We start from the raw sequence: 19966 nt of genomic DNA on the forward strand, positions 1-19966 counted from the left end.
AATGGAGAAAACCTCACCGCACTCGCGGTTGTTCGGCTCCTGGCCCTGACCGGCTTCCGGCGAGAGGAAGGCCAGGCAATGAAGCGTGCATGGGTCCATGCCGAAGGCGGCTTCATTGCATTTCCGGACACCAAGACCGATGCCCAGGTGCGTGCGATCGGGCCGGAAGCCCTGCGGGTGGTACTTGCGCAGGCCGAGATCGCCGGCAATCCGCATGTCTTTCCATCGCTGTCCGGTACTGGACCCTATCAGGCCTCCAGCGCATGCTTCATCCGCGTCTGCCGGTTGGCCGGGATAGAGGGCGCGACGCTGCACACCCTGCGCCACACCTTCGCCAGCATCGCTGGCGAACTGGGGTTCACCGAACTCACCATCCGCGCCATGCTCGGCCACGCCTCGCAGAATGTGACGCAGGACTACATCCATATCGACGAGGCGCTGAAACTCGCCGTGCGGCGCACCTCGGACGAGATTGCGCGCCTGCTCGATGAGGGGGCGAGCGGGCTGCGCCGCCCCGCCCTTGCTGCCTGATGATGGCGTCATCAAATCATTCGACGGAAGGTAACGAATATGTTACCCTTTACGGTGCAATGTGATTGTTGAGGAGTATGTTCGCGAGGATGGCAGCTCCCCGTTCCGGGGCTGGTTCGATGATCTCGATGTCTATGCCGCAGCCAAAGTGGCGACCGCCATCGTCCGGATGGAACTAGGCAACCTGTCGAACGTCAAATGGATCGGCGCCGGGCTTGGCGAGTATCGAATTGATTGGGGCCCGGGATACCGGCTCTATCTGACACAGGACGGCGACCAACTGATAATCCTCTTCGTGGGCGGGACCAAGAAGCGGCAACAGTCGGATGTCAGGCAGGCCGGTGCATTGCTCGAAGAGTACAGGGGCCGGAAGGCCAAGGTGAAGAAGGCAAGGAGTTAGGCAAGTTGGCACTGACACGCGATTTCAAGGAAACGGTGAAGGACCGCGCCGCGCGCGATCCCGCCTTCGCCAAGGCCATGCTCGATGAAGCCGCCACCGCCTTTCTCAACGGCGAGCCGCATGTGGCGCGTCTGATTCTGCGCGACCTGGTCAATGCCTCCGTAGGATTCGAGAGCCTTGCCGCTGAGACCAATCGGCCCAGCAAGAGCCTGCACCGGATGCTCTCGGAAAAGGGCAATCCGAGCATGGATAATCTTGCGGCCATTTTTGGCGTAGTGCGCAGGCGCCTTGGCGTCGCTTTAGAGGCTAACAGCGTCGAGCCGGCGTGAGCCAGGATTATCTGGCCGTCGAATTCGGACGCAAAGGCGGATAGATTGAGAGGCGCTCAAAACCTGCTATTGGAGCAATCGTCAGGAACGAAACCGCGCTCAAGCGGCTCGTCGGATACCCTTTTGCAGTTCCGACTTCCACTTCATCAACGCTCGGACCAGTTTTTCCGATGTAGGGATAAACTCGCCTTCAAGTCGCTCCTCTGCTTCGCGCTGGCGGCCGCCAAGCGCCGATGACATCACATGGCCAGCAGACCGGTGAAAATCGGCGTGAACACGTTTGACAACCTTGTACGGCACGTCTGCCTTGACCTCAGGAGAAAGCGCCGTGGAATCGAGCCATTGGCCGAACTTGCAGTTGCCATCGCAACTGGCGTCATGCGCCGAAATGTCAGACTTGCCCGTGCGCATTGCCGCACGTAGCCGCATCTTCCACATGCCGTGTGCGCCGATCGCTTCGTCGATCTGAGAAATGAGATTGGCGTTTGTCATGGGGCCGGCTCCGTTAGTTTGCGACAAGGCTTGAACTCGCCGGCACCTTAATATCAGAATATGATAATATATAATGGGCGCTCTACGGGTTAACGCTTAGTCCTGCCAATCTCCGGACGCTGAGCGCGAATTCTACCTGATAGACCGAACGCTACGCGGCGGCAGGCGTACTGCACGATGCAGGTTGAGTTTGACGAGGTCTCACCTGCCACCTGATAGGCCAATTCGCCAACCTCAACGTCTGTCAAAGTGGCTTTCCGTCACGATCCAACAGCTCAATCCGGTATGAGCAACCGTAGAGGGTCTTTCCCGGATGGCTGGAGACGTTGGAGATGGAGCGGGCGATGACGGTGTGTGTGCCAAATCCGCCTGGCTCGTTCGCGGGTTTGGTCACGTCGACGAGGATGCGCTGGCCGAGGAATTTGCGAAACGGCGACTCCGCTTCGACTTCGTCACGGGTGGCAACACCAGCAGCTTGCGCGGCCATGGCGATTTCCGCGATGGCGGCATCGCTGTCCAGTGCGTTGACGATGCCTTCCTCCCTGGCGATCCGTGCAGGATCGGCAAGATCCAATAGTGCCATGACCCCGCTGGAGCTGAACGCGATCCGACGCGTCGACCACGTGCCAGTAACCAATGCCGGCTGCGGCAACTCATATTCGGCGAGGAACGGATTGGGGCTCTCGATCTTTCGCCAGCCGAAGCGCTCAGCAAGCTTCTCCTCGCCGCTCAGGGCCCAGGCGAAGGCATTGTAGCTCGGGGCGTCGAGGTGGCAGTTGATGGCATCGGCAATATCGACCTTGGCCGGATCGAAGTCAGCCCCGTCCGAAGCGTGCGCAGGGGATGCTGTGAGCAATAACAAGACGAAGGCTTGGCGCAGCATTCCCGACGGCTAACCGATCACGACGTCCCTAACAAGCACTGGCGCTCATCCGCTGGTTGCGCGATGGCCGGTTTATGACACTATTCGCGCGCTTTAGTTTTCCTGTCCTCGTCATGATCGCGGGCAGCATGGTGGCACCTGTTGCCGTGGCTGCCGAGCTCTCGCCCACGCTGGAAAGTGGCGAGTTCGGTGACGAACGGCTGATCCTTGCCGCCGACCGGGAAACCGGCACCCTGTCAGGGTACTTGCATGACGGCGATTGCCGGGTGTTCTTCACCGGGGCGTCAAGGCCGGTCACCCAGTACCAGCGTCCTGAACTGGGCGAGAGCTATGAGCTCGAGTCCCGGGACCCGCAGCGCCCTGCCGCCACCTTCACCACCACGCTCTATTCGCGGGCGCGCGGCGGCTTCAACGATCAGATCACGCTGGAACCCGGCCCCGATGATGCGAATCGCCCGGCCGCTTGCCGCTGGCGGATCAGCCTCGACCGGGCCGGCCATGTCGGCAATAGCCTCATCGGTGTCGCCGTCGTCGCGCGGTCCCGCCCGCGGCTGTTCGAGCTGACAGAGACCAAGGAGGGGCTTCGCCTGGGGCCGGAGGGCCGGGCCGCGCTGTCCCGCAGTTCCGGCGTGTGGATCACCAAGACCTATGGCGCAGCCTGGTCGCTACCGGGCATGGTTCGGATCACCTGGTACGATCCGCCCGGCACCCCGCGTGGCGGCTATGTGCGCGCGCGCGACCTTTATCCCGTGCGCGCAGCCGAGAACGCCGAAAGCAAAGCCTTGCCCTGCACGATGCTCAAGGATGGTACTTTCGAGTCGCTGGGCGACTGCGCCACCCCGAACTCCGATGGCAGTTATGCCGTCGGGCCAGACGCGCTGCGGCAACTGCAATTCGACCGCCACGGACTCGCCACCTTTGCCATCCGCGCAGCAGGCTATGGCTATGTGCGGCGCGATGGCCACGCGCTGCTTGTTCCGACCTTCGACAATGCGCCAGATGAGTTTGCGAGCGGCCTGGTCCGGGCGCGCATGGGCGACAAGCTGGGTTATGCCGACCGCCGCCTTAACGTGGTTATCCCGGCGATATACGATGGGGCTCACCCGTTCATAAAGGGTCGCGCCTGGGCCTGCATTGGCTGTACTCTGGTCTCAGACGGCGAACACAGCTGGTATCGCGGCGGACAGGCCTCCTGCCTCAACCCGCGCGGCCACAAGCGACCGGAAGCGGAGTGCGGAACTGCGGGCTGGGTGCCCCCTCAATTGCGCGAGTAGCGCCCGCGTCCCATGTTTTCCGGGATGAGATCACGGCCCTGCACTTGAAGGCGCATCAAATCAAAGGGCAGCGCGACCAGTTGCTGCGTATCGACCGCGACTGTCTGGACGCCCTCGGTCAACGGCGGAATTGGCAAGCTTGCCGAGCGCCCGGAACCGTCCGGCAAGGTAAGGACAAGTTGCTCGACCGCCGCGCCGTTCCTTCGGGAAAGGAAGGCCCAGCCACCCCGGCTGGTTTCCGCTGTCTCGCGATGACCGTCGTTGAACACAAAGGTCACGCCGACACGCGACAGGCGCATTTCGCGGGCCGGATCGCCGACCACCACCGCCACGCCGCGCCGCCATTGCGAAGACGGGATCGGCGCATTGGCGGAGGCATCGTCGGGCACCGCCTGACATTCTCCCGGCACTACCGGGGCGCCAATATCCGGCAGCGGCACGTCGGCGGCGCGGTAGGCCTGCTCCATTTCATATTGCGCTTCGTACCAGGTCACCATCGCGGCTTCGGCGGCCGTGCGGTCGGCCTCGCTTGCGCCCGCAGCCGCGCCTTTCGCGGTCGCCCGGCTGGCATCGTCCCGGGCCGTTTCCGCGATCCGCCTCGCTTCTGCCGCCCGCGTCCGCTCGGCAAGGCCGGGAGCGGGGCGATCTTCGGGCAGCAGCAGCGGGGGAGAAGCCGCCACCCCAATGGTCCAGGGGCAGCGTTCGGCAATCGCTTCGGCTGCCCGCGCCCGCGTTGCATCGCGCAGACGTCGCTCGGCGGCTTCGTCCCACGGGAACGCCTGATCGACTCGAAACAACGGCGCATCTGCCGCGGGCAGATCGGCAGCAAGGATCACCGTCTGGTCAGCGCGGCCCCAGCGCCCCTTGGCCACCTGATCGACCGCGCCGTAGCTGATATACCACTCGAACCGGCCATCCGCCTTGAGCAGCAGTTCTGAGCCGGTCTCCATCACGCCCGACAGATAGTAATGACCCGCCAGTGCTCCATCAGGTTTGCCTATGTCGATCGGCGGTGCCGGCTGCACGCAGCGCATCCGGCGCCCTTCGCGCTCCAGCTGCTGCTCCATGTCATCGACAATCGGACCGACGTTCATGTCCCCTTCTGCCGATGGTGTTCGCCGGGCCTGATCAAGATAAGCCTTGCCCTTTGCCAGCGCAGCACAGGGATCACCTGTACCGGCAGCATTGGAGGCCCGGGCAATGTCGCGTTGCAGATCCGCCCTGACTACAAGCCCCATGCCGTCCTTCCCGGAAGGGTCCTCGGCCAGCAGGTCAGCCGTCTGATTATAGAATACGAGCGCCCCGGCATGATCGCCGACCGCTTTGGCTTCTGTCGCTTTTTCCAGCAGTTCCATCGCGGTTTGCGCCGGCTGTTGGGGTACCTGGGCGGAAAGCCGGGCACTGGCCAGCAATACTGAACCGGCGAGGATCAAGGACAGGCGACACACAGCTTTCATTGACCGCGCTTCCCGCTGGCGGTCGGAAGTGCGACATGATCCCCGTCCGCGCTCCGCCCATCCTCACAGCTTGCGGGCAACGCTTCGTCGATGTCGTCGAGCACGCGCAGCTCGACGTGGATGGGGCCATCGCTGGCCGTATAGGCGGTATCCCCGCTCGCATAGGTATAGCCCCGGAAGAAGCGCGGTGGGCTGGTGCAGGTGATCAGCGCATAAGGTGCGTTAAACAGGTCGTTGTCGTTATGGTCGGTCAGGTGAAACGTCTCGCCATAAGGACCGCTGCCAAAGCGTTCGCGCAGGTCGAAGGCGGCGTCGGGCAGGCGCACCGGCAGACGGAAGACGGGCGTTCGGCCTTCCCCGTCCGTCCGTCCCTGAAACACCTTCTTCTCGTCGGTCACGAAGGGCAATTCATAGTCCGTCGTCCGGCTGGCCGACAGGGCATAATCAGTATCAGCCGCCAGTTTGCCGGTTCGCGGGTGTCGCAGCACGAAGCGATAGGCATAGGCACCGCTGCCGATCACTTCCCCTCCGGCCGGGGCGGCAGCGCCGGCAGCGAGGGCGTCCCAGCGGTCTGCATCCGGGTTGTTCGCCTCCCCGGCCTCAGCCGCAGCAGCCGCAGCCTCCGGGCCAGCCTCGGCCGAAGCTTCAGCCTGCTCAAAGCTCTCGTCGATGGCGTCGAGCAGCTGACAGGTCTTGCCGAGCCGTACATTGTCGATCGCAGCCACGTCGAGAATATGCGCATCTCCGTCAGCCCGATAGCTGGCAATGACCTGCGCCTGTATCTTGCCAGTCTTGCCGCGCAGCTCGGCCAGCGGATCGCCTGCCCCCGCCGCCGGCAGCAGCCGATAACGCGTGCGCACGAGATTGCAGCGCTCCAGGACCAGGTTCTCGCCATCGGCGATGACCATGCCGATGAAGATGTCCAGCGGATTGGTCGCTGCTTTCTCTGCCTGGACCGCAGTGGATAGCAGCAGAAGACCGATCGCAGGCAGCAGCCAAAAGTTTCCCATGCGGTGATTGCAGGACGAAGCGGGCTTACTTAGGGCAGCAGTATGGATGTTCATATGTTCCGCAAAGTCTTGCAATTTCTTGCGCGCTATCAGGCACTCGCGCTGGTTGCCAGCCTCGTTCTGTTAACCGCTCCGCTGCGCGCCGCCAGCGATGACCGCCAAGTCAATACCGGGACGGTCGGGGCCGCGCGAGTCGTCTTGGAACTGGAGGGCAGCGACGAAGACGTGATGGGACGTTACTTCTATCGCAAGTATCGGCTCGATATCGGCCTAGGCGGCCGCTGGAGCGGCGACAGGCTCATCCTTGAGTCTCGCAGCAGTGGCGATCGACTGGTCCTGCGCCGTGAGGGTGCCCAGCTAGCTGGAGCGCTGACGACCAAGGCAGGGCGCACGCTGCCGGTTAGGCTGGCGCCAGCTCCGTTGGCGGCGGGTCTGTCTGCGGAAATGGGGGATCTTGCACCCTATGAGCGCCACCAGCTTGCCGAGCTGTCGCTGGTTCCAGGCACGATCCGTCACGACGGGGAGCGCACCTTGCGCGACTGGCGCGAACCCGTCAGCGGGATCACGCTGTTCCGCATCGAAAGCGGCTATCCGGCACCGGTTCTGGCTCGGATTAATGCCGCATTGGCACGCCAGCAGTGGGAGCGCGTGTCGCAATGGTTCGGCTGCGAAGGGTTTGACGGCCAATCGGGCATGGACGTCTCCGAAGCACGATCGCCATACTTGAGCGACGATTTCGTCAGCTATGCCTGGTTTTCCAGCTGGAGTTGCGCGGGCACGGCCCATCCCGATTTCGGGACACAAGGCGTGACCTTCGACGCCCGGACCGGCCGCGAACTCCAGCTGGAAGATCTGCTTTATTTCGGTAAGCCGCCAGCGCCCCAACCCGACACCTCCACCTTCTTTAACTATCGCGGTGACATCTTCGCGCCGCGTATCGTCTCCTTGCTCGGCCAGCTCTACCCGAACGAGATGCAGCCTGCCGATGGTGAGGCCGAAGAGGACCAATGCGACTATGCGGATACGTCCGTCTGGGATTTTCCAAGCTGGTACCTGACCGAGCACGGCCTCTATCTCGGCGCCTATTTCGCCCGGGCGCAGCGGCCGTGTGACGAACCGGACTGGTCCGTCATCCCTTGGCAACACCTGACCTGGCACAAGGGCGATGACACGCGGGCCCACCGTTCTGCAGTGCCGTCTGCCACCTTGCGTTTCGGACAGCGTGAATTCACCCGCGACGACATCGCGAATGTTGCTCTCGACTTCGATCACCGTAATTTCCCGGTTCTCGATATCGCCTTGCGTCCTGAGGCAGCAAAACATCTGGAAGCCGAAACAATCCGCCTGCTGAATACCGATGTCGCCATCACGGTGGGAGACAAGTCCCTCAGTTCCGCCCGGGTTATCGAGCCGATCGCGGAAGGACGCATACGGATCAGCGGCAGGTTCAGTCTGGTCGAGGTGCAAGGCATGGCCGGCCAGATCATCTGCGCCATGCATCTGAGCTCTGAACAATATGGCTCCCTAGCCCTCCTTGACAGACTGGCCTGCGAGCCGTCCGACCCACAAGGCGCGACACCATGACCCTCCCACGCATTTCCTTCGTGATCATGCTGTTGTCTCTGCTCGGGATAATGCCAGCCGCCGCACAGCAGGTTCGCACCCCGCCGCCTGGCACGAGCGAGCGCACCCAGATCCTTGATGCGCTGCGGCCATCCCCGGGTTCGAAAATCCGGTTCGTCGTTCACCAGATGAAGGTGATCAAAGGCAAGACAGCGACTTATGCCTATGCCGTGGTCGCGCCGTCGAAGCAGGAATACGACGGCGGCGAATACCTGTTGAAGCAGGATGGCGGATGGCGCGTGATCTGGTCGGTCACCGGAGGGGGCACCGATGATTGCCGCACGGCGGCCATATACTACCAGTCGGCCCTCCGCCTGTTCCAGGCTGAAGGGATCGACCCCGATGGGGTGAACCCCCAAATTCACGAGGAATATCTGCGCCTCGCCACCTTTTCGGCGGAAGACCCGGACTGCACCGCACTGGGCGATCTGGGCCCGGACCTCCCCGTCAGCGATGAGAAAGGGGATGATCGGGACGGTCCGCAACCCGGTAACCAGGCGCGCTCACGCATTGCCCCGCACCCACGGTTTCGCGCACCCGTCACGCAGGCGGACCTCGACGGCGATGGCAAGCCCGACGCGATCTCGGTCGTCCACATCCTGCCCGGCGGCGCGGGACGCGATTTGCCCCTTGGCATCGTCATCGCCAACCCCTGGGACAGCGACGCCTCAGCGCAGGGCCTGACCGACGAGGATCAGACAATGGCGCTGGTTGTCGAAAACTCCCGCACCAGCACCCGCTATCTCCTGCACAGCCCCTATGTGGAAATTTCCGCTAGGGTGGGCGCCGGTCCCCCGGTTGGAGTAGAGCGCGCGAATACGCGGCTGGCGCGGGGATTCCGCAAGGATTGCCCGGACTTGCGCCACGACTTCCTGCGGATGGCGACCGAGGCGGGCATCGACATTGCCCTGTTCTGGAACGCGGGAACTAGCCGCTATGACGTGTGCTGGCCCAACGAGATCCCGTGAAGACTTGCATGGCAACCTTTATACGGGGAATCGAAAGGCGATAAACCGACGGAAGCTGCCTTCCATCCGGCTGGTTCTGATTGGCGCCTGATCACTCCGTCGTCCGGCCGTCAAAATGCTCATGGTCTGCGGCCGCATCAGTGCAAGTCTTGTGAACGGTCCCGTCCAGATGTTCCGGCGGGCCATAGATGGTATAGAGGCGCAGCGGTTCCTTGCCGGTGCTGATCACATTGTGGCGTGCGCCCTGGGGCACGATGATTCCGTCGTCCGCCTTGACCTTGTTGCAGACACCATCGATCCAGATTTCGCCTTCGCCACCCTCGATGCGGAAGAACTGATCGCGGTCATCGTGGACTTCTTCGCCGATTTCGTCACCGGGCTGGATCGCCATCAAGACAAGCTGGAGGTTATGCCCGGTGTACAGCACGCGGCGGAAATCATTGTTTGCTTCCGTCAGTTCTTCGATGTTGTCGACGAAACCCTTCATCCTGCCTGCTCCTGTTATCTAACGCGGCCCTTATCTATCGTGAAGGGCAAGCGAATGTCACCCGGTTTGGGCTGACGATCCGCAGCGCCCAAGACCGTAAATCACACCCCCGAAAGTCGGGGCCGCAGCCAGAAGGGGGGCTTCCGGTGCGGCCCCTGTCCGCCAGCATGGGGGTGCCGGCAGAAACGCGATCAATTGGTAATCTCGATCCGGTAACTGTCGTGGCAAGCCACGCAGGCATTGAGCGCCTGGCCAAGCGCAGCGTTCGCAGCACTTCGATCACCTTTGGCAGCGGCAAGGTTCAGGGTATCGAATTGCTGGCGCATGCTGCTGCTCATCTGGCGAAAGCCGGGCGGCTGGCGTTCGCGCAGGCCTTCGGGCGGCCGTTTTCCGCGCCCGGTACCTTGCGCCTGCGCTGCGGCGCTGACGGCGTTCCAGTCGTCAGCAGCCATCGCCGTTTGGATGTCGCGGACCGAGGTCAAAATCCCCCGCATTTCCGTCAGGACATGATCAGCCTGTGCCGGACTGAGCGAGACGGCTTCACGTTGATCGGGCGGTGCGAACTGGACAGAACCGGAGGCACCTGCGCTGTTCTGCGTGCGCATGAGCAGGGCCAACAGGACGAAGACTGCCAGCAACAGGACAACGATCAGGCGGCCAGCAGTCTGGCCCATGCTATTTACCCTTCGCTGCGCCGACAGGCCAGGAAACCAGGATTGCCCCGCGCAGGTCGCCTGGCTTGAAACCGGTTGCCTTGTCGGCCGGATAGAGTTCGGCCAGCTTGTCCCTCACTTCTGTCCCAATCGACGTGCCGTGGCAGGCCGCGCACGGCTGCTCCTTCATCGGGATCGCGCGCATGTAATGCGCTCTCGCATCAGCGCCCGAACCGCTCGTCCATTGCATCACCGCGGGCTTGCCGGCTGATGTCAAGGGCGCGGCCGCCAATTGCTCAAGCCGTTCACGCAGATCGCCCTCTGGCGCTGCGGCGGGATTGCGCTCCCTGAGTGCGATTCGGCGCACCTCGGCCCCGCTTTCCTCAGACAGGCTGGCGGCGATGGCAGGGGCGGCCTGCTGGCAGACGCCAATGGCGCCGACCGGGCCGCCCGCTTTCATCGCCGCCTGAAGCTGGCCCTGAAGATCCGCCTGGAAGCGGTCCGCCAGCGCAGCTGACTTGGCCGAGACGTCAACCGGCTCAGGCGAGGGAGCGGCGCATCCAGCCACTGCCAGAATCACGCCAGCCAGCATCAGTCGCGTCACAGGTTGGGGTCCTCGTCCATGGGCGACTGGAATTCGTGCCACATGCCGTTGATGATGCCGAAGGCGAGCGCCAGCCCAAGCCCCAGGATCCATGCGAAATACCACATCGTTTTCGCTCCTTAATAGAAGTCGGGGTTGGTGCGCACGTCGCGCAGGGTCACCCGGCCGAACAGGACCTTCATCACCCAGGCGGTGTAGGTCAGGACCAGCGGCAGGAAGATCAGCGTCACCAGCAGCATGATCCACAGAGTCAGGTGGCTGGACGAGGCGTTCCACGCCGTCAGGCTCGATTGCGGATCGATCGAACTAGGCAGGATGAAGGGGAACATCGACAGGCCGACCGTGGCAATGATGCCCACGGTGGCCAGCGACGATCCGGCCAGGTGCAGAACATGGCTGTGGCGACGAATACCCAGCAGGGCAATCAGCGGCCCGGCCAACCCCAGCACCGGCGCAATCATCATCCAGGCATAGCGGCCGTAATTGTCGATCCAGGCGCCGGGTGCCGCCACCGTCTTCACGAAGAGCGGGTTCGAGGGGCCATTGGGATCGACCACGCCTTCCAGCCGGAAGCCCATGGCGCCATTGGCGACCCAAAATCCGCCGGCTGCGAACAGGACAAGACTGGCGATCGCCGCCACGCTGCCGATCCGGCGCGCGCGGTCCATCACCGCCCCACGCTCGATCTTGACCGCCAGGAAACCCGCCCCATGCATCACGACCATGGCGACCGAAAGCAGCCCTGTCATCAGCGCGAAAGGCGAAAACAGGCCGAGCAGCGAACCTTCGTAGAAGCTGCGCAGATCGCTATCGAGCCGGAAGGGTGCGCCTTGCAACACGTTACCCACCGCCACGCCGAACACCAGCGCGGGCACGAAGCCGCCGATGAACAGCGCCCAGTCCCAACGGCTGCGCCAGGCGGCGTCCGGGCGCTTGGAGCGATACTTGAAAGCAACGGGACGCAGGATCAGGGCCGACAGCACCAGGAACATGGCAAGGTAGAAGCCCGAAAAGCTCACCGCATAGACGAACGGCCAAGCGGCGAAGATCGCGCCGCCGCCAAGGATGAACCACACCTGGTGGCCTTCCCAGTGCGGCGCGATGGCGTTGATCGCCATGCGGCGTTCCTCGTCGGTCTTGCCGATGAAGGGCATCAGCGAGGCGACGCCCAGGTCATACCCATCGGTCAGGGCAAAGCCGATCAGGAGCGTGCCCATCAGGCCCCACCAGATGACCCGCAGGGTTTCATAATCGAGAGGGATTTCCATTGTCTCAGCCTCCCTTATTCCGCCGGCAGCGGAGCATAGCCCGCCTGGCCGCGTGACTGTTCGGGTTCATGGTGCTCCACCGGGCCTTTGCGGATCGTGGCGATCATCAGGCGCACCTCGATCACGGCCAGCGTGCCATACAGCAGCGTGAAACCGATGATCGTGGTCCAGATCTGGGTGACCGTCAGCGAGGATGCCGCGAGGAACGTGGGCAGCACGCCTTCAACTGCCCAGGGCTGGCGTCCGATCTCGGCCAGCATCCAGCCAAATTCGATGGCGATCCACGGCAGCGGCATGATGGCCACCGCAATCTTCAGGAACCAGCGCTTGCTGAACTTGCACGCCGAGGCGCAGTAGAAGGCCAGCGCGAAGAAACCGATGAAGAAGAAGCCCAGCCCCGCCATGATGCGGAACAGCCAGAACATCAGCGGCACGTTGGGGATCGTGTCCTTGGCGGCCAGCATGATCTGCTGGTCACTGGCGGCGCGCGGATCGGCCACATGCCGCTTCAGCAGCATGGCATAGCCAAGGTCGGCCTTGTGCCGCTCGAACTGCTCACGCGCGGCCATGTCGGTGCGGTTGACCTTCAGCTTTTCCACCGCGTCATAGGCGACAATGCCGCTGCGGATGCGTTCGTCCGCCTTGAGCACCAGTTCGTTGATACCCATGACCTCGCCCGTCAGGCTGCGGGTGGAGATGAGACCCAGGACGTAGGGCACCTTTACTTCGTAATGCGTTTCCTGCGCGTCCATGTCGGGGATACCGAACAGGGAAAGGCCAGCCGGCGCCTCCTCGGTGTGCCACATGGCTTCGATCGCGGCGAGCTTCATGCGCTGGTTGTCGGTCAGGGCGTAGCCGGATTCGTCCCCCAGCACGACCACCGACAGCGACGAAGCAAGGCCGAAAGCCGAGGCCACCATCATCGAGCGGCGCGCCACGTTGGTCCACTTGCCCTTGAGCAGGTAGTAGGCCGAGACCCCCATGACGAAGACCGATGCGGCGACATAGCCGGCGCTGACCGTGTGGACGAACTTGGCCTGCGCCACCGGGTTGAACAGCACCGAATAGAAATCGGTAACTTCCATGCGCATGGTTTCGGGATTGAACCGCGCGCCGACAGGGTTCTGCATCCAGCCATTGGCGATGAGGATCCACAGCGCCGAGAGGTTTGAGCCGAGCGCGACCAGAAATGTGACGGCAAGGTGGGCGATCTTCGACAGCTTGTCCCAGCCAAAGAACATCAGGCCGACGAAGGTCGCTTCGAGGAAGAAGGCCATCAGGCCCTCGATCGCCAGCGGCGCCCCGAAGATGTCGCCGACATAGTGCGAGTAATAGGCCCAGTTGGTGCCGAACTCGAACTCCATGGTGATGCCGGTTGCAACGCCGAGGACGAAGTTGATGCCGAACAGCTTGCCCCAGAAGCGCGTGATGGTCCGCCAGATTTCCCGGCCGGTCATCACATAGATGCTTTCCATGATGACCAGCAGGAACGACAGGCCAAGGGTCAGGGGAACAAACAGAAAGTGATACATCGCGGTAAGCGCGAACTGGAGCCGACTAAGCTCGACAACCGCCATATCCATATGCACGCTCCTTTACCGACCCCGATTGGCCGGATGGGACTCGACTCAGCGCATCCACTCACTTATTGAATTTGCGAATATGCTAATATGACTTGGCCGTCAATCGCGACCTGAAAGCAAAATGTCCTCTCATCAGTCCTCATCCGCCACCCCAAAGCTGCGTCGTCCGGCGAGCCATGCCGCTGCCCGAGCGACTGGATTTTGGTGGCTTGGCGACACGGCTGGCGCCATCCTCTTTGGCGGGTGCCTGGCAGCGTTCATCGCGTCGTGGACGGCTGAGGCGCTGCCCCCACAGGCATGGTGGCTGCTTGCAGGAATCGTCGTCAGCGGCCTGCTGCGTGCGGTCGCGCAAGCGATGGCGGGACTTAGCGGTCAACGGGCCACCACCCGGGCAAAGTCTGCGCTGCGGAACCGCGTGATGGCGGCGCTCCTGCCCAGCGGGCAGATGCGGGGGCGGTTGATCGGCGAAGATCTGCGCGTAGCCGTCGATGATGTGGAGGCGCACGAAGGACTGATCGCCCGATTCCAGCCGCTGCGGATGGCAGCCATGCTGTCCCCGCTGATCATCGCCGCGACAGTCACCTTCGCCAGCTGGTTTTCTGCCCTGATCCTGTTGGCGACGCTGATCCCCTTCGGTGCGGGCATGGCGCTCGCTGGCCTCGCCGGTAAGGCCGAGGCGGACCGGCAGTTCCTGGCCCTCTCGCGCTTGTCCGGCCTGTTTGTCGACCGGGTGGCCGCGCTGCCGGTAATCCTTGCTTTCGGCGCGGAGGATCGCATCACCCGCCAGATCGGTGGAGCCGCCCGCGAGGTCGCGGCTCGCACCATGCAAGTCCTCAAGATCGCGTTCGTGTCCAGCGCCATGCTGGAATTCTTCGCGGCCCTGTCCGTGGCACTGGTGGCGGTCTATTGCGGATTCTCGCTGCTGGGGTTGCTGCCGTTCCCGGCGCCGGAAGAGCTGAGCCTTGGCGAAGCCTTCTTCGCCCTGGCGCTCGCCCCGGAATTCTATCTCGGCATGCGGCGGCTCGCTGCGGCCTATCATGACAAGCAGCAAGGCCAGGCCGCTGAGCGCAGCGTGGCCGCCGCGTTGGCACAGGCGCAAACCACTCCCCGGCCGTCCGCAGCCGCCTTGCCCGATGACATCCGGCAGCTCTGCGTTGAAGACCTGACAATCCGCTATGATGACGGCAACTGCATCGGCCCGATCCCCGCGTGCTGGCGGGGGCCAGGCCTGCATGTCGTGACGGGACCAACCGGCACGGGCAAATCATCGCTGCTTCATGCCCTGATCGGGTTGGCACCGGTATCGACCGGCCGGATCATCCTGAACGATGCGCCAATTGCCGCTGGCGCGCTGATGGTCCTGACGGGATGGGCCGGGCAGCGCCCGTTGCTGCTACCGGGCACCCTGGCCGACAACCTCAAACTCGGCAGCAATGACCTCGCACCGCAGGATCTGGCGCATCTGATCGCAGCAAGCGGACTTTCCGATCTGATCGCCGCGCGGGGCGAAGACCTGACGATCGACCCGCGCGGCTCCGGCCTGTCCGGCGGCGAGCGTCGTCGGATCGGGCTGGTGCGCGCGATTGCCAGCGGGCGGCCGCTGCTGCTGCTCGACGAGCCGACCGCCGATCTCGACCCCGCAACCGCCGCTAAGATCATCGAGCTGCTACAGGACGTGGCCCGCACCCGTCTGGTGATCGCGGCGACGCATGATCCGGCGCTGATGGCCGGTGCCACAAGCCGCGTGGTGATGGCATGATCGAGCGCCTCCTTCGCGATGCGACGCGCCGACAGCGCCGCAGTACGGCGATTGCCATCGGCCTTGTCATGGTCGCGGCACTGGCGGGCGTGGCGCTGCTGGCGCTGTCGGGCTGGTTCCTGACGGGCGCGGCCATCGCGGGTGCGGGCGGCATGGCCAGCGTGCGCGCCTTCAATTACCTGCTGCCCAGCGCCGGAATCCGGGGCCTGGCCATCGCCCGCACGCTCAGCCGTTATGGTGAGCGCCTGTTCAGCCACCGGGCCGCGCTCCTTGCCCTAGCGGATTTGCGGCCCGCCCTGTTCGCACGGCTTGCAGCAACCGACCCGTCACGCTCTTTGACCCAGTCCAGCGGAGACATGGCAGCGCGGCTTGGCTCGGATGTCGATGCGCTGGAAGACAGCGTGGTGCGCAAGGTCACCGTCCCAGGCGCCCTGGCCGGAGCGGCAGCTGGCCTGATCGCGGCGAGCCTTGCCGGATGGCCGGCGGCGCTGGCGCTGCTGGCCGGACTTGCGGCCATGCGGCTATGCTCGCGAATGCTCGCGCCGCACCTGCTGACGCAGCCCCGACAGGACCATGCCGCGGCTCTCAATCGGCTCAAGGCCGATTATGCCAGCTACGCTGCCTGTTCCGGCGAGATCGCGGTCTATGGTCTAGGTGCACAGGTTATCGCGGCGCTCGATCCGCACGCCCGAGCGCTGGACGGGGCGCGTGCCGCCATTGTCCGGGGCGAAGTGCTTATCCAGGGCGCGCAGCTGGTGCTGGCCGCGCTCACCGTGATGGGCGTCCTGGCTTTGGCCGATGGAGGGGCAGCACTGGTTGCTCTGGCAGCTCTTGCGGCAGCGGCCACGGCAGATATCTGGTCGGCGCTGGCACGTACCGACATGGAACACTTGCGGGTTTGCGATGCCATCGAGCGCCTCGAAACCCTTGCCACACTGCCTGCGCGCCAGGCTGATGCCACTTTTGCCTCAGAGATAGAGGGCATAACGTTCATCATCGATGGCAGGCCTCATGTGCTGCAACGGGGCGAACGCCTGCTGATCGCCGGACCGTCCGGCTCCGGCAAGTCGCGCCTGCTGGGCACGCTCATCGGCCTGCGCCGGGACGCGCCGGAGGGCTTGGTAGCGGGCGGGCAGGACGTTGGCGCGCTGGGGCTGGAACGCTTGCGTCCGCTGTTCGCCTACGCTCCGCAGGATGCCGGGTTGATTGCTGGCACAGTGGCCGACAACCTGCGCCTCGCCCGTCCCGGCATCACTGAAGCCGAGATGTGGGAAGCGCTGGAAACCGCTTGCCTCGCCGAAACCGTCCGCAGTCTCCCCCAAGGCCTTGCCGAATGGCTGGGCGATAATGGAGCCCGGCTGTCTGGCGGTCAGCGCAAGCGGTTGGCGCTGGCCCGCGCCTTGCTGGCACAGAAACCCTGGCTGGTGCTCGATGAACCGAGCGAAGGACTGGATCCGGAAACGGAACGCGCGCTGTGTCAGCGCCTGTCAGCCTGGCTGGATAGGACCGGAACCGGACTGATGCTAGTCAGCCACCGCAATGGCCTCCACTCGCTCGCTCGTCAGATGGTTACGCTGGATCCTGTCAGCGCGTGATGCGGCTGACCCGGGCAAACATGGCCGCGCCCAGTCGAGAATCGGGAATGGGAGAACCAGCGGCGCGGGTATCCTGCATTGCACCGCTGCTATCGCCCTCGGGGACCAGCGCATCCAGGATGGACCGGGCCGCCTTCATCTGATCGGCGTCAATCGTGTAGAAGACCTGCTTGGCTTCGCGCCGCGAGGAGACCAGCGCAGCCTTGCGCAGGATCGCCAGCTGCTGGCTGAGCACTGACAGACCAAGGCCGGTGCGCTCAGCAACGTCACCCACCGATCGCTCACCTCCGGTCAATTCCTTGAGGATCGCAAGGCGCATTGGATGGCCGAGCACGCGCAGCAGTTCAGCCTGCTCCTCGGTGCTGGCCACGGGTTGGGCGGGTGCAGGCGCCATCATGCCTTCTTGTCCTTACCCGACTTATTCTTGACCGGCTCATCTTTGACCGGACGATAAAACCATTCCATCGCCTTGCCAGCTGCCAGGGCCTCCTGCTTGCTGAATCCCGGCTGAGCCAGCAGCGGATCGCCCGGCTGCCAGCCTTCAGGCGCCAGGCATTGTCCGTCTTCCGTGCGCTGGAGCGCGGTAACAATCCTAAGGATTTCATCAACCGAGCGCCCGACGGCGAGCGGATACCAGTTCATCGCGCGAACGATACCGGCCGGATCAATGAAATAGGCGGCGCGTACCGAGGCTGCGTTGTGAGCTTCCGCCGAAACCATGCCAAAGGCACGCGCAATCTCGAGGTTCGGATCCTCGACGATCGGAAAGGGCACCGTCACGCCCAGATCGTCATGCAAGCCTCGGATCCAGGCCAGATGGGAAAACAGGCTGTCGACCGAATGGCCCAGAAGGCTACAACCCAGCGCCTCGAAGCGGTCAAAGGCGCGGGCAAACGCCACGAATTCACTGGTGCAAACCGGGGTGAAGTCGCCAGGGTGCGAAAAGAACACCAGCCAGCGGCCGCGATAGTCTGACAGGCGGACCATGCCTTCGGTCGAGCGGGCCACGAAATCCGGTGCCGCTTCGCCAATGCGCACCGGTGCGTACTGGGCGTTGCCGTCACTATCGTCCATATGCCCCTCCTATTTAGCCCCGGTTTGATCGTTTTAAATAAATGTTGCATTCATGGCAATGTTCCCGCCCTGGATGATCGGGGAAGCTTTCCTGCTAGGCGCGGCATCATCGGCGTCATTGATATTGGTCATGATCGGCAAGGCACCTTGAACCCGGACGACATCATTCAGATTGGTCCACTGGCACTGGCGCTCGACCGGCTCGTCGCGGTTGGCTTGATCCTGGCCTTCCTGACTGCGCTCGACTGGATCATCCGCCGTTACCGGGTGACGGCATGGCAACCGGCCGTTCTTGCTGTCCTGGCAGGCCTCTTGGCGGCACGCGCTGGCCATGTCTGGCTTTACCGGGAAAGCTATGCGCTGGAACCTGTGGCTGGCCTGCAGGTCTGGCTGGGCGGATGGGACTGGCGCTTTGGGGTCGCTGCGGCAGGTCTCGTCTTGGCTCTCGCTTTGCGCCAGCCAAGGCCGGTCGCTGCCGGACTTGCCGCGCTGGGCGCGTTGTCCCTGATCTGGGCTGGCTTCCTAGGCCTGGGGGTAGACAGGCCAGCACTGCGTTTGCCGCAGGGCATGGTACTGGAGGGACTGGCGGCAGAAGCCGGGCCCGCCCCCACATGGCGCATCGGCCAATTGCGGGGACGCCCCGCAGTGATCAACCTCTGGGCCACCTGGTGCCCGCCTTGCCGGCGGGAGATGCCCATGCTGACGCAGGCCGCAAAAGCAGAGCGCCGGGCAACGATCCTGCTGGTGAACCAGAGTGAACGACCCGCGCAGATTTCAGCCTTCCTGCGCGCGCAAGGACTTGATCCCGCGCATGTTGCACTCGATCCTTCAGGTCTGCTTGGCGAAATGACCGGCGCTGCGGCACTGCCGACAACCCTGTTCATCGACAGCGATGGCACGGTCCGTCAGGTTCACACCGGCGAGATCACCCGGGTTCAGCTCGACATCGCCATTCGGGCACTGGAATAGCAGCGTTAACCAGCAGCCAGATTATGACCGGCAGCCTCTGCCTCTGCCCCGTCCATGCCCGCCCCGCCCAGTCTGGGCTACGCCACTTCTACCGCCGCTTTCCTCCCGTTCGAGGCAGCGGCGGAATGCCGGCAAGTGATTGTCGCGCGACGCATCCTGAAGGTTCTGCAGGACCTGCCGGACAACATCGTCTGGAATTGCGGGCAGCAGCCGATCGTACAGGGCAATGTTCTCAATCTCGGCTTCGATGGCTATTCGGCAAGCCTCAGCCAGCGTGGCGGGGGCTGAGCCCTTGCCTTCCCAGGGATTGGCCGGGATCGCGAAGCCCAGGCGTGTCATCTGCCGCTCGATCGCAGCCGAATGCCGCCGCTCGGCAGCGATGATGTTAATGAAGGGTCGAACTTCGCCAAATTTCCCGATCACAGTGGCATAGGTCGCCTCAGCCTTGCGCTCGTCGTCAAGGGCCTCCAGCAGGACAGCTTCCAGATCGATGTCAGTCATGCTGATCTCCTTGCAGGCCGGAGTGGGCAGTCCGTTCAACCTTGATCATGGTCTATCCTGCGCTTCGGCCTGGGACCATGCTGCGTCCAGAATTCCTGCATGACAAGATAAGTGAAGGACACCGACCAGCCAATCAGGCCAAAGCCAGTCAGGGATTCAAAGCCGACCACGATGCGATAGGCGCCATGCGGGAACAGGTCGCCAATCCCGAGCGTCGTGAAGCTTGTGATCGAGAAGTAGAAATAGTCGACTGCGCTACGGGAAAAGTGGCCCGCGATCTCACCCAATTGGGGGAAAGGCTGCATCAACCGGTACGTTACCGCAAATATGACGACTTCGAACAGGTGGGCAAGAAAGACTGCCGTGATCACCACGAGAACCTTGGGTCGCGGCGGGATGGTCAGCCTGGGAGTGAGCAGAGACGTGAGGCGCAGCGCCTCGTAGTGAACGATGACGCACAGACCTACGGTCGCAAAGGCAATGAGCAAGGCCCAGAACAGGATCAT

At 63.5% G+C, this 19966-nt stretch carries 23 protein-coding genes; 9 read left to right on the forward strand and 14 right to left on the reverse strand.

The window, feature by feature from the left end; all coding sequences use genetic code 11:
- The 3 genes from ACE3SN_RS03815 to ACE3SN_RS03825 form a co-directional block, all read left to right on the forward strand.
- A partial coding sequence (locus tag ACE3SN_RS03815; RefSeq protein WP_374527627.1) for a tyrosine-type recombinase/integrase occupies positions 1-531 on the forward strand: 531 nt, incomplete at its 5' end.
- Between the two features lie 61 nt (positions 532-592).
- On the forward strand, positions 593-931 hold the full coding sequence (locus tag ACE3SN_RS03820) for a type II toxin-antitoxin system RelE/ParE family toxin (RefSeq protein ID WP_374527629.1): 339 nt from the start codon (positions 593-595) through the stop codon (positions 929-931).
- A 5-nt stretch (positions 932-936) separates the two neighbouring features.
- A complete protein-coding gene (locus ACE3SN_RS03825) occupies positions 937-1260 on the forward strand; it encodes a DNA-binding protein (RefSeq protein WP_374527631.1) in 324 nt (107 codons plus the stop codon).
- Positions 1261-1359: 99 nt separating this feature from the next.
- Here ACE3SN_RS03825 and ACE3SN_RS03830 read toward each other — a convergent pair whose 3' ends face one another.
- Both ACE3SN_RS03830 and ACE3SN_RS03835 read right to left on the reverse strand, forming a co-directional pair.
- Positions 1360-1752 carry a CZB domain-containing protein gene (locus ACE3SN_RS03830; RefSeq protein ID WP_374527633.1) on the reverse strand — a complete coding sequence of 131 codons (393 nt, stop codon included), beginning with the start codon at positions 1750-1752 and terminating at the stop codon, positions 1360-1362.
- A gap of 244 nt (positions 1753-1996) precedes the next feature.
- Positions 1997-2635 carry a hypothetical protein gene (locus ACE3SN_RS03835; RefSeq protein WP_374527635.1) on the reverse strand — a complete coding sequence of 213 codons (639 nt, stop codon included), beginning with the start codon at positions 2633-2635 and terminating at the stop codon, positions 1997-1999.
- A 128-nt stretch (positions 2636-2763) separates the two neighbouring features.
- Between ACE3SN_RS03835 and ACE3SN_RS03840 the strand changes: the two genes are divergently transcribed.
- The gene (locus ACE3SN_RS03840; protein ID WP_374527637.1) at positions 2764-3909 is read left to right on the forward strand and encodes a WG repeat-containing protein; all 1146 of its coding nucleotides are present in this window, start codon (positions 2764-2766) and stop codon (positions 3907-3909) included.
- On the opposite strand, the gene ACE3SN_RS03845 is transcribed toward ACE3SN_RS03840, so the two are convergent.
- Positions 3894-5366: a hypothetical protein gene (locus ACE3SN_RS03845; RefSeq protein WP_374527639.1), complete on the reverse strand. Its 1473-nt coding sequence runs from the start codon at positions 5364-5366 to the stop codon at positions 3894-3896. The genes ACE3SN_RS03840 and ACE3SN_RS03845 overlap by 16 nt on opposite strands.
- On the reverse strand, positions 5363-6430 hold the full coding sequence (locus tag ACE3SN_RS03850) for a hypothetical protein (protein WP_374527641.1): 1068 nt from the start codon (positions 6428-6430) through the stop codon (positions 5363-5365). The genes ACE3SN_RS03845 and ACE3SN_RS03850 overlap by 4 nt, the downstream gene beginning before the upstream one ends.
- On the opposite strand from ACE3SN_RS03850, the gene ACE3SN_RS03855 reads away from it, so the two are divergent.
- Both ACE3SN_RS03855 and ACE3SN_RS03860 read left to right on the forward strand, forming a co-directional pair.
- Positions 6431-7960 carry a hypothetical protein gene (locus ACE3SN_RS03855; RefSeq protein ID WP_374527643.1) on the forward strand — a complete coding sequence of 510 codons (1530 nt, stop codon included), beginning with the start codon at positions 6431-6433 and terminating at the stop codon, positions 7958-7960.
- Positions 7957-8967 carry a hypothetical protein gene (locus ACE3SN_RS03860; RefSeq protein WP_374527645.1) on the forward strand — a complete coding sequence of 337 codons (1011 nt, stop codon included), beginning with the start codon at positions 7957-7959 and terminating at the stop codon, positions 8965-8967. Before ACE3SN_RS03855 ends, ACE3SN_RS03860 begins: the two co-directional genes overlap by 4 nt.
- Before the next feature lie 91 nt (positions 8968-9058).
- Here ACE3SN_RS03860 and ACE3SN_RS03865 read toward each other — a convergent pair whose 3' ends face one another.
- The 6 genes from ACE3SN_RS03865 to ACE3SN_RS03890 all read right to left on the reverse strand — a co-directional run bounded on the left by ACE3SN_RS03865 (position 9059) and on the right by ACE3SN_RS03890 (position 13562).
- Positions 9059-9454 carry a cupin domain-containing protein gene (locus tag ACE3SN_RS03865; protein WP_374527647.1) on the reverse strand — a complete coding sequence of 132 codons (396 nt, stop codon included), beginning with the start codon at positions 9452-9454 and terminating at the stop codon, positions 9059-9061.
- 191 nt (positions 9455-9645) lie between these two features.
- Positions 9646-10128, reverse strand: coding sequence for a cytochrome c (locus ACE3SN_RS03870; protein WP_374527649.1), 483 nt, complete (start codon positions 10126-10128; stop codon positions 9646-9648).
- A 1-nt stretch (position 10129) separates the two neighbouring features.
- Positions 10130-10711 (reverse strand): DUF3365 domain-containing protein, encoded by a 582-nt coding sequence (locus ACE3SN_RS03875; protein WP_374527651.1) that lies wholly within the window; start codon positions 10709-10711, stop codon positions 10130-10132.
- Positions 10708-10818, reverse strand: a complete 111-nt coding sequence (cydX, locus tag ACE3SN_RS03880; protein ID WP_374409753.1) for a cytochrome bd-I oxidase subunit CydX — start codon at positions 10816-10818, stop codon at positions 10708-10710. Before cydX ends, ACE3SN_RS03875 begins: the two co-directional genes overlap by 4 nt.
- 12 nt (positions 10819-10830) lie before the next feature.
- A complete protein-coding gene (cydB, locus tag ACE3SN_RS03885) occupies positions 10831-11979 on the reverse strand; it encodes a cytochrome d ubiquinol oxidase subunit II (protein ID WP_374527653.1) in 1149 nt (382 codons plus the stop codon).
- Positions 11980-11993: 14 nt separating this feature from the next.
- Positions 11994-13562: a cytochrome ubiquinol oxidase subunit I gene (locus ACE3SN_RS03890; protein ID WP_374527655.1), complete on the reverse strand. Its 1569-nt coding sequence runs from the start codon at positions 13560-13562 to the stop codon at positions 11994-11996.
- 229 nt (positions 13563-13791) lie between these two features.
- On the opposite strand from ACE3SN_RS03890, the gene ACE3SN_RS03895 reads away from it, so the two are divergent.
- The gene (locus ACE3SN_RS03895; RefSeq protein ID WP_374527718.1) at positions 13792-15321 is read left to right on the forward strand and encodes an ABC transporter ATP-binding protein/permease; all 1530 of its coding nucleotides are present in this window, start codon (positions 13792-13794) and stop codon (positions 15319-15321) included.
- Positions 15318-16916, forward strand: a complete 1599-nt coding sequence (locus tag ACE3SN_RS03900; protein ID WP_374527657.1) for an ATP-binding cassette domain-containing protein — start codon at positions 15318-15320, stop codon at positions 16914-16916. Before ACE3SN_RS03895 ends, ACE3SN_RS03900 begins: the two co-directional genes overlap by 4 nt.
- On the opposite strand, the gene ACE3SN_RS03905 is transcribed toward ACE3SN_RS03900, so the two are convergent.
- Positions 16906-17313, reverse strand: a complete 408-nt coding sequence (locus ACE3SN_RS03905) for an ArsR/SmtB family transcription factor (protein ID WP_374527659.1) — start codon at positions 17311-17313, stop codon at positions 16906-16908. The two genes, ACE3SN_RS03900 and ACE3SN_RS03905, sit on opposite strands and share 11 nt — an antisense overlap.
- Entirely contained in the window at positions 17310-17990 is a 681-nt protein-coding gene (locus tag ACE3SN_RS03910; protein WP_374527661.1) for a peroxiredoxin, read from the reverse strand. The genes ACE3SN_RS03905 and ACE3SN_RS03910 overlap by 4 nt, the downstream gene beginning before the upstream one ends.
- Between ACE3SN_RS03910 and ACE3SN_RS03915 the strand changes: the two genes are divergently transcribed.
- Entirely contained in the window at positions 17991-18959 is a 969-nt protein-coding gene (locus ACE3SN_RS03915; protein WP_374527663.1) for a TlpA family protein disulfide reductase, read from the forward strand.
- A gap of 21 nt (positions 18960-18980) precedes the next feature.
- Here ACE3SN_RS03915 and ACE3SN_RS03920 read toward each other — a convergent pair whose 3' ends face one another.
- Both ACE3SN_RS03920 and ACE3SN_RS03925 read right to left on the reverse strand, forming a co-directional pair.
- A complete protein-coding gene (locus ACE3SN_RS03920) occupies positions 18981-19460 on the reverse strand; it encodes a DUF2202 domain-containing protein (protein WP_374527664.1) in 480 nt (159 codons plus the stop codon).
- 35 nt (positions 19461-19495) lie between these two features.
- Complete coding sequence (locus ACE3SN_RS03925) at positions 19496-19966, reverse strand: ion channel (RefSeq protein WP_374527666.1); 471 nt, start codon at positions 19964-19966, stop codon at positions 19496-19498.

It is taken from the genome of Novosphingobium sp. (assembly GCF_041915465.1).
Lineage (GTDB): Bacteria > Pseudomonadota > Alphaproteobacteria > Sphingomonadales > Sphingomonadaceae > Novosphingobium.

Coding starts and splice junctions, on each gene's coding strand:
- ACE3SN_RS03900 (WP_374527657.1), top strand. CDS start 15,318: ATGATCGAGCGCCTCCTTCGCGATGCGACGCGCCGACAGCGCCGCAGT.
- ACE3SN_RS03910 (WP_374527661.1), bottom strand. CDS start 17,990: ATGGACGATAGTGACGGCAACGCCCAGTACGCACCGGTGCGCATTGGC.
- ACE3SN_RS03925 (WP_374527666.1), bottom strand. CDS start 19,966: ATGATCCTGTTCTGGGCCTTGCTCATTGCCTTTGCGACCGTAGGTCTG.
- ACE3SN_RS03860 (WP_374527645.1), top strand. CDS start 7,957: ATGACCCTCCCACGCATTTCCTTCGTGATCATGCTGTTGTCTCTGCTC.
- ACE3SN_RS03830 (WP_374527633.1), bottom strand. CDS start 1,752: ATGACAAACGCCAATCTCATTTCTCAGATCGACGAAGCGATCGGCGCA.
- ACE3SN_RS03870 (WP_374527649.1), bottom strand. CDS start 10,128: ATGGGCCAGACTGCTGGCCGCCTGATCGTTGTCCTGTTGCTGGCAGTC.
- ACE3SN_RS03915 (WP_374527663.1), top strand. CDS start 17,991: ATGCCCCTCCTATTTAGCCCCGGTTTGATCGTTTTAAATAAATGTTGC.
- ACE3SN_RS03905 (WP_374527659.1), bottom strand. CDS start 17,313: ATGATGGCGCCTGCACCCGCCCAACCCGTGGCCAGCACCGAGGAGCAG.
- ACE3SN_RS03890 (WP_374527655.1), bottom strand. CDS start 13,562: ATGGATATGGCGGTTGTCGAGCTTAGTCGGCTCCAGTTCGCGCTTACC.
- ACE3SN_RS03855 (WP_374527643.1), top strand. CDS start 6,431: ATGTTCCGCAAAGTCTTGCAATTTCTTGCGCGCTATCAGGCACTCGCG.
- ACE3SN_RS03845 (WP_374527639.1), bottom strand. CDS start 5,366: ATGAAAGCTGTGTGTCGCCTGTCCTTGATCCTCGCCGGTTCAGTATTG.
- cydX (WP_374409753.1), bottom strand. CDS start 10,818: ATGTGGTATTTCGCATGGATCCTGGGGCTTGGGCTGGCGCTCGCCTTC.
- ACE3SN_RS03840 (WP_374527637.1), top strand. CDS start 2,764: ATGGTGGCACCTGTTGCCGTGGCTGCCGAGCTCTCGCCCACGCTGGAA.
- ACE3SN_RS03835 (WP_374527635.1), bottom strand. CDS start 2,635: ATGCTGCGCCAAGCCTTCGTCTTGTTATTGCTCACAGCATCCCCTGCG.
- ACE3SN_RS03865 (WP_374527647.1), bottom strand. CDS start 9,454: ATGAAGGGTTTCGTCGACAACATCGAAGAACTGACGGAAGCAAACAAT.
- ACE3SN_RS03850 (WP_374527641.1), bottom strand. CDS start 6,430: ATGAACATCCATACTGCTGCCCTAAGTAAGCCCGCTTCGTCCTGCAAT.
- cydB (WP_374527653.1), bottom strand. CDS start 11,979: ATGGAAATCCCTCTCGATTATGAAACCCTGCGGGTCATCTGGTGGGGC.
- ACE3SN_RS03920 (WP_374527664.1), bottom strand. CDS start 19,460: ATGACTGACATCGATCTGGAAGCTGTCCTGCTGGAGGCCCTTGACGAC.